General features: G+C 54.8%; 10 protein-coding genes. 5 read left to right on the top strand and 5 right to left on the bottom strand.

What is annotated here, in order from left to right; all coding sequences use genetic code 11:
- Window positions 1-23: 23 nt before the first annotated feature.
- Window positions 24-1,346, top strand: a complete 1,323-nt coding sequence (locus tag EHN06_RS00385) for a Na+/H+ antiporter family protein (RefSeq protein ID WP_127329150.1) — start codon at window positions 24-26, stop codon at window positions 1,344-1,346.
- Window positions 1,347-1,692: 346 nt separating this feature from the next.
- Here EHN06_RS00385 and EHN06_RS00380 read toward each other — a convergent pair whose 3' ends face one another.
- On the bottom strand, window positions 1,693-1,944 hold the full coding sequence (locus EHN06_RS00380; protein ID WP_127329148.1) for a YheV family putative zinc ribbon protein: 252 nt from the start codon (window positions 1,942-1,944) through the stop codon (window positions 1,693-1,695).
- Between the two features lie 30 nt (window positions 1,945-1,974).
- Entirely contained in the window at window positions 1,975-4,020 is a 2,046-nt protein-coding gene (gene prlC, locus EHN06_RS00375; RefSeq protein WP_127329146.1) for an oligopeptidase A, read from the bottom strand.
- A 297-nt stretch (window positions 4,021-4,317) separates the two neighbouring features.
- Here prlC and EHN06_RS00370 point away from each other — a divergent pair, with 297 nt between their 5' ends.
- Genes EHN06_RS00370 through EHN06_RS00355 form a run of 4 tightly spaced genes read left to right on the top strand, consistent with a single transcriptional unit; the run spans window position 4,318 to window position 9,347 of the window.
- On the top strand, window positions 4,318-5,457 hold the full coding sequence (locus EHN06_RS00370) for a tyrosine-type recombinase/integrase (RefSeq protein WP_053113465.1): 1,140 nt from the start codon (window positions 4,318-4,320) through the stop codon (window positions 5,455-5,457).
- Window positions 5,454-7,100 carry a hypothetical protein gene (locus tag EHN06_RS00365; RefSeq protein WP_053113464.1) on the top strand — a complete coding sequence of 549 codons (1,647 nt, stop codon included), beginning with the start codon at window positions 5,454-5,456 and terminating at the stop codon, window positions 7,098-7,100. The genes EHN06_RS00370 and EHN06_RS00365 overlap by 4 nt, the downstream gene beginning before the upstream one ends.
- Entirely contained in the window at window positions 7,097-8,953 is a 1,857-nt protein-coding gene (locus EHN06_RS00360) for a tyrosine-type recombinase/integrase (RefSeq protein WP_053113463.1), read from the top strand. Before EHN06_RS00365 ends, EHN06_RS00360 begins: the two co-directional genes overlap by 4 nt.
- On the top strand, window positions 8,937-9,347 hold the full coding sequence (locus tag EHN06_RS00355; protein WP_053113462.1) for a DUF6262 family protein: 411 nt from the start codon (window positions 8,937-8,939) through the stop codon (window positions 9,345-9,347). The genes EHN06_RS00360 and EHN06_RS00355 overlap by 17 nt, the downstream gene beginning before the upstream one ends.
- A gap of 408 nt (window positions 9,348-9,755) precedes the next feature.
- Here EHN06_RS00355 and EHN06_RS00350 read toward each other — a convergent pair whose 3' ends face one another.
- From EHN06_RS00350 to EHN06_RS00340, 3 genes are all read right to left on the bottom strand, one after another.
- Window positions 9,756-10,532 (bottom strand): LuxR C-terminal-related transcriptional regulator, encoded by a 777-nt coding sequence (locus EHN06_RS00350; protein ID WP_091643521.1) that lies wholly within the window; start codon window positions 10,530-10,532, stop codon window positions 9,756-9,758.
- Between the two features lie 251 nt (window positions 10,533-10,783).
- On the bottom strand, window positions 10,784-12,298 hold the full coding sequence (locus tag EHN06_RS00345) for an aldehyde dehydrogenase family protein (protein ID WP_091643524.1): 1,515 nt from the start codon (window positions 12,296-12,298) through the stop codon (window positions 10,784-10,786).
- Between the two features lie 14 nt (window positions 12,299-12,312).
- Window positions 12,313-14,424, bottom strand: a complete 2,112-nt coding sequence (locus EHN06_RS00340; RefSeq protein ID WP_091643527.1) for a PQQ-dependent dehydrogenase, methanol/ethanol family — start codon at window positions 14,422-14,424, stop codon at window positions 12,313-12,315.
- Window positions 14,425-14,431 lie beyond the last annotated feature (7 nt).

Below are 14,431 nucleotides of genomic sequence, written 5' to 3'. Positions count from 1 at the left end.
TAATTCCTACCCGGAGTTTTGCCATGAATGCCGTTGTCGCTGCGGTCGCCATCATGCTCGTCCTGAGTTTGTGCCGCATTCACGTTGTCGTCGCCCTGATCATCGGTGCGGTTGCCGGTGGTCTGATCGCCGGGCTGCCGTTGGAAGCCACCATCGAAGCCTTCAATAACGGTCTCGGCGGCGGTGCCACAGTCGCACTGTCCTACGCCACCCTGGGCGCATTTGCCGTTGCCATTGGCAAATCCGGCCTTGCCCACGCCCTGGCGGACAAAGCCCTGGCTCTGGTGGGCAAGCAGGACGAAGGCAAAGCCGTCGGCGGCATCCGTTTTCTTATTGTGGGTCTGCTGCTGGCCATCGCCATCTCGTCCCAGAACATCCTGCCGATCCACATTGCCTTCATCCCGCTGGTGGTACCGCCGCTGCTGTATGTGATGGCCAAACTGAACATGGATCGCCGCCTGGTGGCCTGCGTTCTGACCTTCGGCCTGATCACCCCGTACATGTTCCTGCCGGTCGGTTTCGGCGGCATCTACCTGAACGAGATCCTGCTGGCCAATGTCGGTGACAACGGCGTCGATGCCACCGACCTGAACGTCATGTCCGCCATGGCACTGCCGGCCCTGGGCATGCTCTGTGGCCTGCTGGTAGCGGTGTTCTTCAGCTACCGTGGCGACCGCAAATACAACATGGACACCATCGAAAAAACCGAGCGGGTCAACATCCAGTACAACGGTCGCACCCTGTTCATGGCCCTGATTGCCATCGTCACCGCGTTTGTCGTCCAGCTCTGGCTGGGCTCAATGATCCTTGGCGCGCTGGCCGGCTTCGTGCTGTTCAACCTGTCCGGAGTTGTGAAGTGGAAAGAAGCCGATGATCTGTTCACCGAGGGCATGAAAATGCTGGCAATGATCGGCTTCATCATGATCGCCGCCTCCGGCTTCGCCGAAGTCATGCGCGAAACCGGCGAAATCGCCACCCTGGTGGAAAGTTCGGTCGCCACCATCGGTGACAACAAGGCCATGGCCGCCTTACTGATGCTGGTGGTGGGCCTGCTGATCACCATGGGCATCGGCTCATCGTTCTCCACCATCCCCATCATCGCCGCCCTGTACGTACCCCTGGCCCTGGAAATGGGCTTCAGCCCACTGGCCATCGTCGCCCTGGTCGGTACCGCCGGCGCCCTCGGTGACGCCGGTTCCCCGGCCTCCGATTCCACCCTCGGCCCCACCGCCGGCCTCAACGTCGACGGCCAGCACAACCACATCTGGGACACCGTGGTGCCTACCTTCCTGCACTACAACCTGCCGCTGCTTGGCTTTGGGTGGTTGGCGGCTATGGTTCTCTGAGTTTGGTGGATTCCTTCTTGTAGCCTGCCTGGTTGGGGGGTTGTGAGGGTAGGGGTATCGGGGTCAAAACGGAGAAACGTGGTTTCTTTGAATGTTTTGACCCCGATACCCCCACCCTCACGTCAGGCACCAAAGGAATCGCTAGAAAGAACTGGAGAAGCTAACAGCGGTTCTGCCGGATAAACGCACCAAAGCGATATCTGAGTGATCAAGAAGAGAGGGTCTGGGGAACCTTTCCAAAACATTCAAAGAAACCACGTTTCTCCGTTTTGGAAAGGTTCCCCCAGACCCTCTCATCCCCCAATCAACCAGGCTACGAGGTCACCCCCCAGAAGTCAGACCAAAGTCAGTCCTCAGAGCCAGCCTTAAAAAACACCACCTGCTTGACCGTATGGTCGTCTTCGTTGCCGCGCTTGTTAACCCGGGTTTCGAGTTCGGGATTGGCCGGCTGTTCGGTGTCGGACACCGCATCGGTGAAACCACAGGCCACGCATTCGCGGACCTGGTCACCATCGTCGGTGGTGAACATCTTGATTTTGTCCATCTCCGCACAGCGGGGGCAGACGGCGCCGGCGATGAAGCGTTTTGGACTCGCCATAAGATTACTCCAGTATTCGGGCCTTGGTGATCAAGCAGCGTCGTCCGTGATGCCGGTTTGTTTCAATAGCGCATCCACCTGCGGTTCGCGGCCGCGGAAGGCCTTGAACAGTTCCATGGGCTCCCGGGAGCCGCCTTTCTCCAGGATATTATGCAGGAATGACTTGCCGGTTTCCGGGTCGAAGATACCTCGTTCCTCGAACAGGGAGAAGGCATCCGCCGCCAGTACTTCCGCCCACTTGTAGCTGTAATAACCCGCCGCGTAACCACCGGCGAAGATGTGGGAGAAGCTGTTGGGGAAGCGGTTGAATTCCGGTGCCCGCACCACGGCGATTTCTTCCCGCACCTTGCGGTGCATATCCAGCGGGTTGGTGGGGGCTTCACCGGTGAACTCCGCGTGCAGGCGGAAATCGAACAGGGAGAATTCCAGCTGGCGCACCATGGCCATACCGGACTGGAAGTTCTTGGCCGCCAGCAGCTTCTGCAGCAGATCTTCGGGCAGCGGTTCGCCGGTTTCGTGGTGCGAGGCGATCAGTGCCAGGGATTCCGGGTTCCAGCACCAGTTTTCCAGAAACTGGCTGGGCAGCTCCACCGCATCCCAGGCCACACCGTTGATGCCGGATACGTCGATGACATCCACCTGGGTCAGCATGTGGTGCAGGCCATGGCCGAACTCATGGAACAGGGTGGTGACCTCGTCGTGGGTCAGCAGCGACGGCTTGCCATTGACCGGCGGGGTGAAGTTGCAGGTCAGGAACGCGACCGGCAGCTGCAGGTGACCGCGCTGATTGCGCCAGCGTACCCGGCAATCCGCCATCCAGGCACCGCCACGCTTGCCCTGACGGGCATAGAGGTCGAGGTAGAACCAGGCCACTGGCTCGCCGTTGCGGCTGATGCAGTAGGCAGTGGCATCTTCATGCCAGGTTTCCACCTCGGGCTTTGCTTCGATCTGGACATCAAACAGCTTCTCAGCCACGGCGAACAGGCCCGGTACCACCTTGTTGACGGGGAACCACGGGCGCAGGGTTTCCGGTGATATGTCGTAGCGCTGCTGGCGGAGCTTTTCGCTGTAGTAGCCAACGTCCCAGGCTTCCAGTTCATCGACGCCATGGCTGTCCCGGGCAAAGGCCGTCAGCTCTTCAAACTCTTTCTCCGCCACCGGCTTGGACTTGGCCGCCAGCTGATTGAGGAAATCCAGCACCTCGTCGGTATTGCGGGCCATCTTGGTGGCCAGGGAGCGTTCGGCGTAGTTGTCAAAGCCGAGCAACTGGGCAAGAGCGTGGCGACGCTTGAGGATTTCCGCCATCACCGGGGTGTTATCCCAGGTACCGGCGTCCGGTCCCATATCCGAGGCACGGGTCACGAAGGCTTCATAGACTTCGCGGCGCAGGTCGCGGTTGTCGCAGTAGGTCATCACCGGGAAGAAGCTGGGGAAGTCGAGGGTAATCACGTAACCGTCGAGTTCTTTCTGTTTCGCCGCTTGCTTGGCGCCCTCGATGGCGCTCTCTGGCAAACCGGCCAGTTGGTCGATTTCGGTGATGTGCTTGTACCAGTGCTGGGTGGCATCCAGTACGTTGTCGCTGAACCGGTTGGACAGTTCCGCCAGTTCCCGGGACAGGTCGGCGTACTGCTTTTTCTTGTCCGCCGGCAGGTCAACGCCACCCAGGTGGAAGTCCCTCAGGGTGTTGTCGATGGATTTGCGCTGGGCTTCGCTGAGGTCGTTGAAGTCGTCCCGCGCCGCCAGTTTCTTGTAGGCGTTGCACAGGGCCTCGTTCTGGCTCAGTTCGGTGCTGTACTCAGTGAGCTTTTCCAGGCAGTTCTTGTAGACCTTGCGCAGGTCGTCGTTGTTCATCACCCCGTTGAGGTGAGAGATCACCGACCAGGCGTTACTCAGTTTGTCTTCCATGGCCTGCATGGGCTGCGCCAGGGTGTCCCAGGTAGGATCTTCCTGTTGCGCCAGTTCGGCGATTTTCATGCGGTTTTCGCTGAGAATCTGGTCAATTGCCGTTTCCATGTGTTCGGTACGAACATGGTCAAACTTCGGCAACAGGTCGTCGGTCAATAATGGGTTATTCATAAGTCCCCTTCTCAGCTTTAAATTTGTAGGGTAGCTTCGTCATATCAGCCATCGGAGCAAGGCCCCTGTGGGGAGAGCTGTCCAAAACTGTGCGGAGCCATGGATGGCGGAGCCCAAGCGCCACATGGATGTGCTTGAGCGTGTTTTGGACAGCTCTCCCCACAGGTGCCTCCAGCCTCCGGGTAAACGCTATAGAGGTATATGTAATGTTTTGTACCCCAGAATATGCCACCCCTTAATTGCACCCAAATAGAAACCAGATATACTGATTAAAAATACAGTATTTGAGAGTCAAGGGTGGAGTTCCTTTTATCTACGTCAGAGTTTGGGGTCAGGGGCCATTCTTATCAAGGGTTCCCCATTCTTCTTAAAGGCAACCATGATGTGTTTGTCGAAGGAATGGAGTTTCTCGTTTATCACTGCTTAAAGCGTGGAAGTGTCCAAAGCCGAAGCAGTTGGGAAACGTTCGGAAGAGACTTGTGTGACTATTTCGAGTTCATAGAAGCCAATGGGTTTGATTGGCGAGAGCTTGATCACCGAAATCACGAAACCCTGTTAGCCCTGTATCGTGACGTTTCCTTTGATCGCTTTAACCTCAGTACCTCGACGGTCAACAGACGACTGCATCTGGTCATCAAGTTCTATCAATTTGCTCTGAAGCAAGGTTGGGTACATACACTGCCTTATGACCTTGAGACGGTAAGAGTCAGACAGCCCAAGGGATTCCTGGCACACACGGACACATCGGGAGGGTATGCCGTTAAGCCGGATGTGCTGCTGAAGACCTCACCAACCAAGATCAAAGTCCTCAACAAAGAACAAGTGGATGAACTGCTCAAACATATCAAGAACAAGACGCTTCGGTTGATCGTTCGACTGGCCTTGCTAACCGGTTTGCGAAAAGAAGAGTTGCTGACGTTGCCAGTTACTTGTGTGTCAGCACCCCAATCGACCTCGGCTCGAAGTCATGTGGTGGTTGAACTTGATCCCCAACAGATGAGCACCAAGGGAGACAAACCACGGACGATTCATGTGCCGATTTCCTTGATGGCCGACCTCTGGGATTACGTGATTCACGAACGTCATGAAACGACCCGAAAACACGGGACAGCCCCCAAAACCCTCTTCGTGACGGCAAAGGGAAATCCCTGGAGCATTCGTACCTCGCTCAACAATTCACTGAACCGATTGGAACTGTCGTTTGCCTGCCATCCTCACATCCTGCGTCACACCTACGCGACGCACACCCTGAAATCGCTGATGTCCCGCAAGAGCATCACGTTCAATCCCTTGATCTATGTGCGAGATCGGTTGGGGCACAACAGCATCACGACCACGGAAAAATACCTGCACTTTCTGGACGACATCGAAGACGATCTGCGCACCAGGTATCAGGAAGAAATTGAAGAAACGGCAAGGGAGGCAGCCTGCGCATGAAAAAGGATTTCACGATAGAGGAGCACGAGATCGGCGTTCAGGGCGCTGGCGAGACGGCGACCGAGACGAAAGCCGCCACCGTTGATCAAGCGCCGGTTTTAAAACCGGCGAACACCGTCGTTGCCTTTCCCGAAAACACATCAAACAGGCGGTCCGCAGACGTCAGTCCGTTTTACGGTCAGGGCTATGACGACATCACCGCCGCCTGCCACCGCACCCTCGAAAAGCTGGTTGCCGAGAGCGTCAAAACGACGGGAAAGTCCCTCAGCCTGACCACGATTGTTGGTTACTGGAACTCTGGCTTTCGTTACTTTGCGCCCTTCCTGTCGCTGCTTCACGCTGCCAGCGAAGAATGCCTGACCATGGCGGATCTGAACGCCGACACCATCAAACAATTTCTCCAGTACCTGAGAAACGAACCCATCGAATACGGGGCTCAGAAGAACTACTTCACTGCTACTAAATCTCTGCTCAGGGCCTGTCATCGATTCGGCTTCTGGCCGGAGGCGGACATGACAACCGTCTGGCCTCGCAATCCATTCCCGAACCTCAATAAGCGAACTAAGAGTCAGAAAGCCCTCACCAAGAACGAGAAGCGGCTCCTGATCAAAGCGCTAAGGATCGAGATGGAACGCATCGTGGCCCATTCGGAGCCGCTAACCAACTACGATTTGACCGTGTGCGTCCTGTCCATCGCGCTGTCCACCGGCATGAACGTGACGCCCATCCTGGAGTTGGTCGCGGATTGTGTGCAGCCCCACCCGCTCAAAGCCAACCTGCGCCTGCTCGTGAGCTTTAAACGCCGTGGCAGGTCCACGCACGTGGTGGCTCTTCGGAAGTCGGAGGAGGTGGCCGAGATGGCCAGTATCCACCTCTATGCCGCCGATGCCATTGATCTGATCCATACGAGAAACGCCACGATACGCGCCCAGTTCGATGACCCACATCGGCTGCTGGTCTACGAGAGCAGTAGTGGAACTACTGCTGGAAAACCTTGCCGACTTTCGGCTCAAGTTTTGCAAAGATCAATCAAGCGACTTGTCGACCGACACCAGCTTCAAACGGACGATGGCAAACCGCTCGCTTTGAACGTCAGTCGATTGCGCCAGACGCTCCTGAATCGCGTTTGGGAGCTGTCCGGGCAGGACCCGTTGATTACTGCCAGAACGGGGCGACATACGGTTCAGACCGGCGACGCCCACTACTGGGAAGCGCCGCCTGAAGCGGAAACCAACATGCGGTTCCTGGGCGAAGCCCGCGTGGAAGCCATGCTCAGCACATCGACGATCATTGCCAGTGATCGAACGCCTGTGTCGTCGTGTAAGGATGTCCGTCGAGGGCACCGTGCCCCGAAAAACGGTGAGCCCTGTCAGGACTACTTGGGCTGCTTCCGATGCAAGAGCTTTGTGGTGACTGGTGACGACTTGTATCGGCTGTTCAGCTTCTACTGGGCCGCTCTGCGGAACTACGACACCTTTGGTGGCAAGCGTTGGACGAAATACCTCAAGCAAGTCATCCGTCTGATTGATGAGGAGATTGCTCCTCTCTTTGATGCGACTCTGGTGTCCGAGCAACGGGAAAAGGCCAAACACAACCCCCATCCCTTCTGGCGAGACCTCAGCATGGCGAGGATGGCGGTATGAGCATAATCACAGGCGCAGAGTTGCTGACCGACCGCGAACGGCTGTTGAAGGCGTTGCCCGGTGGAGAGGTGCTGCAAGGCATCATGACCACAGACCGGGCCGAGGGCGCACTCTACGTGCTCTCAAGGTACGAAGACCCGCAGTGGTGGCTGCCCAAATCCAAGGACACCGGCAACCACCGCGACAGCCACCGTAAGCTGGACTTTACGCGGATCAGCGGCGAGCAACTGTGTGCCGAAGCCAAGCTCGTGATTGCACGCTCTATTTGGGCGGAAAATTCGTTGGCCAACGCGACGATCAGAACTCGCTTCGAAAACCTGGTGCATTGGCTGAACTGGCTACACGGTCAGGGCATTCGCTCGCACACGCAGGTTACCCCGTTGGTGGCATTACGCTACGTGCAATACGTCCGCGGTTTGACCTTGCCCAACAAGCCGGGAACACCCTTGAGTGGCACGACAAAGTTTTACAGGTTGTTTGCGATCGAACTCTGCTGGAAGGGCCTCCGGGCCACTGCGAGCGGCTTTGATCACCCCTGGCCCGACGGCTCGGCCACGGCGTTGGCCGGAATGAAACAGGATCGCAAATCCAAAACTGAGATCATCCCCGATGACGTTCTGAAGCAGCTGTTCCAGCACGCGGAGTCATTGCTCCGCCAAGCCGACGATCTTCTGGCGCACCGGGATGCCGTGGCGGCTTATCAACCGCGCTCGAAACTCCCGAATACCCAATCTACAGAGAAAACCCGCTTCCTGAAAACCCGAGGCTGGGATCGGGGAGTGGCAGCCCTGAAACAAACGCTGACCAACCTGCGAGACGGGTGCTTTGTGATCATTCTGGCCACCACCGGCATCCGCGCCCATGAATTGGGCCAGATCCATCGGGGCGACTGGTTCAGCCAGGTTCGGGACGGCGAGCGATTTTACTTCCTTGTCTCCCGCTCGGACAAAACCCATGCGGGCAAGACCTCCTGGCTATGCCCGAAGATTGCCATCGAAGCCGTGAATGTCCTGGAGCGGCTCTCAGCACCCTTCCAGCATGGCTTGGAAGCAGCGTTGGAAGCGGCCAAGGAGGCGGAAGACCTACAGGAAATAACCCGTTTACGGGCGATCTCCGGCGCGGTGGGACTGACCAAATCCCCGCCGAACCACAATAACCGCCTTACCCGACTAAGTGGTGCATCTCTGGATACAACCTTAAAAAACTTTACGAAGGCTCTTGGACTGGACTGGAAGCTGTCGTCGCACCAGTTCCGGCGCACTTTCGCCAACTACGTGGTCCACCACAAGCTTGGCGATCTACGGTATCTGCGGGATCACTTCAAGCACTGGAGCCTCGATATGACCATCCTGTACGTGATGAATGAGGCTCAGGATCTGGAGCTGTACGACGAAATATATGCCGCGTTTGATCACAAACGTCAGGCAATTGTGGGTCACTGGTTGGAGCCCGATACGCTGCTTTCCGGTGGCATGGCCGGTCACATCCTTCAGATGCGCAGCCGCACCGAGGAGGTACGCACCTACAAAGATCGGCGGGCGATGGTCGAGGCCATCAGCGAGCTGGTGTACCTGCGCTCCACAGGCATCGCCTGGTGTACCAATGACACGGGTGTGGACTGCGCCGGTGGTCAATGCGAAGGCTGTGAGCACGGCTGTATCGACGATACCCACAAACCGTTCTGGGAAGGGCTCTACCTACAACAGATTGAACTGCGTCAGATCGACGACCTGACCGACTCCGGCCTGAAGACCGTCAAGCGCACCATGGAACGCTGTATAAAGGTGTTGACCGATCTCGGCGTGGACATCAACCGCCTCAAGGAGCAACTGGCTGATGCCAAAGCCATCTGAATCAGACACCCACAAGCGTATCCGTCTGGCCATTGTTCGACTGGAAAACGGCCAGCCCAAGGTGGTGGAGAAGGGACGCAAGATCTCCGTAGCGGCGGTGGCTGAGGAGGCCGGAGTCAGTCGTGCCCTTATCCACAAAGACTACCCTGACCTGATGGAGCGCATCCGGGGCAATGCCAACAAAGCGATCCAGAGACAGCGTGATGAAAAGCACGATAAACTCAAGGATGAGAGAGCCAAGAACCGTCAGCTGCGAGAAAAAATCGTTGAGCTGACTGAGCAGCGCAATAAACTCGCCTCCAAAAACGCGACCTTAGAGCTCGAAAATCGTCGTCTCTCTTCAATTCTGGAAAGTAAAAACGTGACAGTTTTTTGGGGTAAACCAAGTGAGTAGTCTTATACATATTTTTGCCGCCCCAGCCACGTTATTGTGACATAAGTCGCCAGTTCGGCCGGTACTCTTTCCCTTGCACCCAACTAAACAAAAGCGGACATTCAGAAACGACCGAATTGAACAATAAAGCGGACCTTTTCTTCGGCCGCGTGACCTGGTTGCCTTCCCCCCCGCGAGTCACCGAAAGACCCTCTGACATTGGAATGTTTGGCAAAACACAACCGTGCGGAGAACCCTAATCCGCGGTGCAACTAAAACAGGGATGTTTACATAAGCTCCGAATGTTCCTGACATTCGTTCCGAAAACTGCCAGTTGGAATTCTCTCAGCACCCACCGGCTGATTTGATTTTTCAGTCAGTTTTCGACTCCGGCCTCGTTTTAGGTCTGCTCTGAATCGAAACACCCGGCTATTTGCGCATTCGGGAAACTAGGTCGAGACAACTCGCTGCAAGGATCGCCTGCGCGCGGTTCTGAACATTTAGCTTACGTAAAACAGCCGAAACATGAGCCTTCACGGTCGTTTCGGCCAGGTGTAAGTTGTACGCAATCTGTTTGTTGGACTCTCCAAGTGTTATTCTCTCTAAAACTATCAACTGGCGCTTTGTTAAAGATTGAAACTGGCTGCGATCTATCTCTGCTTCTGATCCGGCTCGGCCAGCAGCAAGACCATTACCACTTTCGAATTCGTCAGAGCCTGCACAAATGCAAATCTTGCCATCCAAAACCTGTCGAATAGCGTCGACAATTTCATTTCTTGATGCATTTTTCGCTACGACTCCCATGGCCCCCCGGCCAATCGCCTGAGACGTGATATACCTATTTACTCTAACCGACATAACTATGATGGGTAGCGAAGGTGCGATCTCATTTAAGCTACCGAGACCGCCAAGCCCCTGCATTTCCGGCATGTCGAGATCGAAGAAGATGAGACCAAGGCTGCCATGCTCACTCACGATTTCCATAGCATCTTTCAAGCTGGATACCTCGAAGACATGTTCACAAAGATGATTTACTAAAATAATGTCGCGTATGGCGTCGCGAAAAAGCGGCTGATGATCAGCAATCATGACCTTGGGCAATCGCGCCATTTCAACTTCGTCCTGCCCAATGTCAGGAACTGGAAGCGAGTGCAGCGTAGCTTGGCTCTTTGCCAAGCTTCTGAAGTTATTGGCTTCTTTTAGCATTTGTTATTCCTCGCCAAACTGTACATACATTGACCGGTGCTCCGCCCGCACTCCTCGCCGCATGGATTGACTATTTCGAGCGGCATCGCGCAAGGAGCCTTAAAGCAGACCTGCGTCATTCTCTTCATCCCCATATCGGTGAAGCTTTGTGGCTCACCTGTGAGGAAGGTGTTATTCGACTCTCGGAAATTGAATGGTTGACCTATCTAGGCTAAACCCCTGCTTCTCAGAGCTGGGGTTTAGCATTTGTCCTAGAGGGCAATGACAACCGACTTTGTTTCAAGATATGAATCGAGTGACTGTTTACCCATATCACGTCCAACCCCGGAGAGTTTATAGCCCCCGAATGGGATGTTTGCATCAAGCATGTTGTGCCCGTTTACCCACACAGTGCCTGCCTTTAATTTCGGGATTAAGCGTTGCACTTGAGAAAGATTGTTTGACCAGATACTCGCTGCCAGGCCATAGCGACTATCATTGGCCCGGTCTACGACATCCTCGATATCATCAAACGGGATGACCACCAGAACGGGACCAAAGATCTCGTCTTTGGCTATGACCATAGAGTCGTCTTCGGTCGCAAATATGGTGGGCTTGACGTAATAACCTTTGCGGTCAGCACGTTCGCCACCGGTAACCAGGCGGGCACCTTCCTGGCGGCCCGTCTCAATGTAGCGACAGACCCGGTCTAGCTGAACCCTGGACACGAGTGGTCCCATTTGCGCAGCTGGATCCAGGCCAGGCCCCAGGGGTATTGCCTCTGCTAACTCGGCGAGCCGATCCAGGACCTTGTCAGAAATGCTTCGGTGAACGTAAAGTCGCGAGCCTGCACTGCAGGTTTGTCCATGGTTGAAAAAGATTGCTGCCGCTGCCCCTTGCGCAGCCTTCTCCGGATCACAGTCAGCCAGGACAATCATTGGAGACTTGCCCCCCAGCTCTAAGGTAACTCGCGCCATATTATCCATCGCAGCACGGCCTATGATCTGACCCACCTCAGTGGATCCCGTAAAACTAATCTTGTTGATGTCAGGATGAGTTATCAGTGCCGACCCAGTGCTCTGGCCCTCGCCAGTAATGATATTGACAACCCCGTCAGGAAAATTTGCCTCTCCGATCAGCTCGCACAGATAGAGGGCAGAAAGGGAAGTTTGTTCCGCAGGCTTCAACACAACCGTGCAACCCGCTGCAAGTGCCGGAGCCAGCTTCCAGCAGGCCATCAGAAAAGGAAAGTTCCACGGTATGATTGCGGCAACAACACCGACGGGTTCGCGTCGGGTATATGCAGTAAAGTCAGAGTCAGCCGGGGCAAAGGGCATGGACACATCAAGAGTCGAGCCCTCAATTTTTGTTGCCCACCCGGCCATGTAGCGAAAGAATTCCAGACCCAGGCTTATGTCAACAGCTTCGGCAATAGCAGCAGACTTGCCGTTGTCGATAGCTTCCAGCTCAGCAATGATTCTGGCATCTCGCTCAATCAGATCTGCAAGTTTGAGAAGCATGTTCTGACGGGCGGAGGGTCTCATTCGGCCCCAGTCATCACCATTGAACGCACTTTTTGCACAGCTAACGGCTTTGTTAACGTCATCAGGATGTGCAAGGGGTATGCTTCCTATAACCGTTTCTTCAGCTGGGTTTTCTACCTCTATACGTTTGTTTTCCAGAGCATCAACCCATTGGCCGCCTATCAGCATACGGTGATTTTGACGAGCCAGGAACGCCCGGGTTTTATTCTCTAAATCATGTGGATGTTTTGTGAACGTATTCATTGGTTTCCCTCAAATCACTGACTTTTCGGACGGATAGCATCTGCAGTACCCTGAATAAACGCTTTTATTTTCTCGACATCTATCTCATTCAGCGTTTCGGTAAAATCAGGCATGCCACGGGAAACGAATGGACCGTGAAACAGGAAGGCGTCCAGGTTTTCAATAACTGATTTCTTTGAGTAGCCCAGGTTTGGAATATTACCGCCCTTGTCTACACCAGGAACACCATGACAGAACACGCAATTACTGACGTAGAGAGCCGTGCCTTCTCCAATAAAGTCGGGATTATAGTCAACGCCGGAAACCAGTGAGTTCAGCTGATACTTGGTGAACTCAGGCATCTCGGCATCACCGTTCAGGACAAACGTATAAACAGTACCGGCGGTCTTGAGGTCGGAGGCTCTCTGGGATTTTCCAAAAACACCGCCCCAGCCTGCTGCAATAGAGACATACTGAGTGCCGTCTACTTCATAGGTTATGGGCGCTGCAATGACGCCGGTACCCATTGGGGATTCCCATAGGTGGTCACCCGTTTGCGCGTTGAACGCCATAAAGCGAGCGTCTGCGGTTCCCTGAAATACCAGATCGCCGGCCGTTGTCAGGGTTCCGCCGTTCCAGGGAGAGACGTGCTCGTAACGCCAGGCTTCCTGCTGCGTAACGGGATCCCAGGCTGTAAGTCGCCCGAATGGCTTGCTTGATGGTGGCGCTACGTTGAGTTGGAAAGCGGTGTTCCAACCTATGCCACTCATGGGTTGTCCCGGCTCATTGCTTTCTATGCTTTCCCAGGAGGGGTCCTCGACCATTGTGATAGGGATGTGCTGAGACGGGAAGTAGGCCAGGCCGGTTTGGTGATTAAAAGACATTGAGTGCCAATTATGGCCACCAAAAGGCCCAGGGACGATATCGAAGGGTTCGTCCATGGATCGTGCTTCAGGAACTTCTATTGGACGACCATTGCTGTCGTATCCCGTGGCCCAATTAACATCGACATAATTGTCGGCCGATATGAATTCACCGTTTGTCCGGTCGAGAACAAAAAAGAAGCCGTTTTTGGGAGCTTGCATGATAACTTTGCGACGCTCTCCATCAATCGTGAGCTCGCTGAGAATCATGTCCTGCGTTGAAGTATAGTCCCAGTTGTCCCCGGGCGTTGCTTGGTAATGCCATACGTACTCACCAGTGTCGGCATTGAGAGCAACAATCGAGGAGAGATAGAGGTTATCCCCACCTTCCGGACTACGCTTCTTGTGTGACCATGGAGATCCGTTACCCGTGCCGATATATAAGAGATTCAGGTCCGGATCAAAAACGATAGAGTCCCATACAGTGCCACCGCCACCGGCCTCCCAGTATTTTCCACTCGGGTCCCAGGTTTTTGCGGCGCGAGCCATGGCCTCGTTTTCAAACGGTTCGTCCGGATTTCCCGGCACAGTATACCAACGCCATTTCTGTGCCCCGGTTTTGGCGTCGTAAGCTGTGATGTAGCCCCTGACTCCAAATTCGGCCCCACCATTGCCTATGATCACGTTGCCATTAACAATCCGAGGTGCGCCGGTAATCGTGTAGCTCATGCCGTTGTCGGGCAGAGTATTCGTTTCCCAAACTTTTTCGCCGGTTTTTGCATCAATGGCGATCAGTCGACCATCGTAGGATGCAACATAGACATTTCCGTAGTGCACTGCCACGCCACGGTTTACAACATCACAGCAACCCCTGGAGCCCGCCTCCCCAGGTACTTCAGGGTCGTAGGTCCAGAGTTTTTTGCCGGTCTTTGCATCAAGTGCATGTACAATGCTCCAGGAGGCAGAGACATACATCACGCCATCCACAACAAGTGGAGTGGCCTCGACACCTCGCTCAGACCCAAGGTTGTAGGACCATGCAAGCCCGAGGTTTTCGACATTGTCCGCCGAAATTTGGGAAAGAGGGCTAAAGCGCGTCTCCGCATAATCAAAACCATGGGTGGGCCAGTCCTTGCCGGTTTTGGCATTTTCAATGATATAGCTTTGGTTAACCTGATCGGCGGCAATAACGGTGCTGGCTCCGATTACTAAAAATGGAACTAATACCCTACTTATCGCTTTTTTTGTGAAACGGTTTTTGTAGTGACTATTAATCAGCTTCATTTCTATG

This window comes from Marinobacter sp. NP-4(2019) (genome assembly GCF_003994855.1).
GTDB lineage: Bacteria > Pseudomonadota > Gammaproteobacteria > Pseudomonadales > Oleiphilaceae > Marinobacter.
This window is presented reverse-complemented; position numbering and strand designations above follow the sequence as displayed.

Bases quoted from the DNA above. Each gene is read 5' to 3' on its own strand.
- EHN06_RS00385 (WP_127329150.1), top strand. From the start codon at position 24: ATGAATGCCGTTGTCGCTGCGGTCGCCATCATGCTCGTCCTGAGTTTG.
- EHN06_RS00380 (WP_127329148.1), bottom strand. From the start codon at position 1,944: ATGGCGAGTCCAAAACGCTTCATCGCCGGCGCCGTCTGCCCCCGCTGT.
- prlC (WP_127329146.1), bottom strand. From the start codon at position 4,020: ATGAATAACCCATTATTGACCGACGACCTGTTGCCGAAGTTTGACCAT.
- EHN06_RS00365 (WP_053113464.1), top strand. From the start codon at position 5,454: ATGAAAAAGGATTTCACGATAGAGGAGCACGAGATCGGCGTTCAGGGC.
- EHN06_RS00360 (WP_053113463.1), top strand. From the start codon at position 7,097: ATGAGCATAATCACAGGCGCAGAGTTGCTGACCGACCGCGAACGGCTG.
- EHN06_RS00355 (WP_053113462.1), top strand. From the start codon at position 8,937: ATGCCAAAGCCATCTGAATCAGACACCCACAAGCGTATCCGTCTGGCC.
- EHN06_RS00350 (WP_091643521.1), bottom strand. From the start codon at position 10,532: ATGCTAAAAGAAGCCAATAACTTCAGAAGCTTGGCAAAGAGCCAAGCT.
- EHN06_RS00345 (WP_091643524.1), bottom strand. From the start codon at position 12,298: ATGAATACGTTCACAAAACATCCACATGATTTAGAGAATAAAACCCGG.
- EHN06_RS00340 (WP_091643527.1), bottom strand. From the start codon at position 14,424: ATGAAGCTGATTAATAGTCACTACAAAAACCGTTTCACAAAAAAAGCG.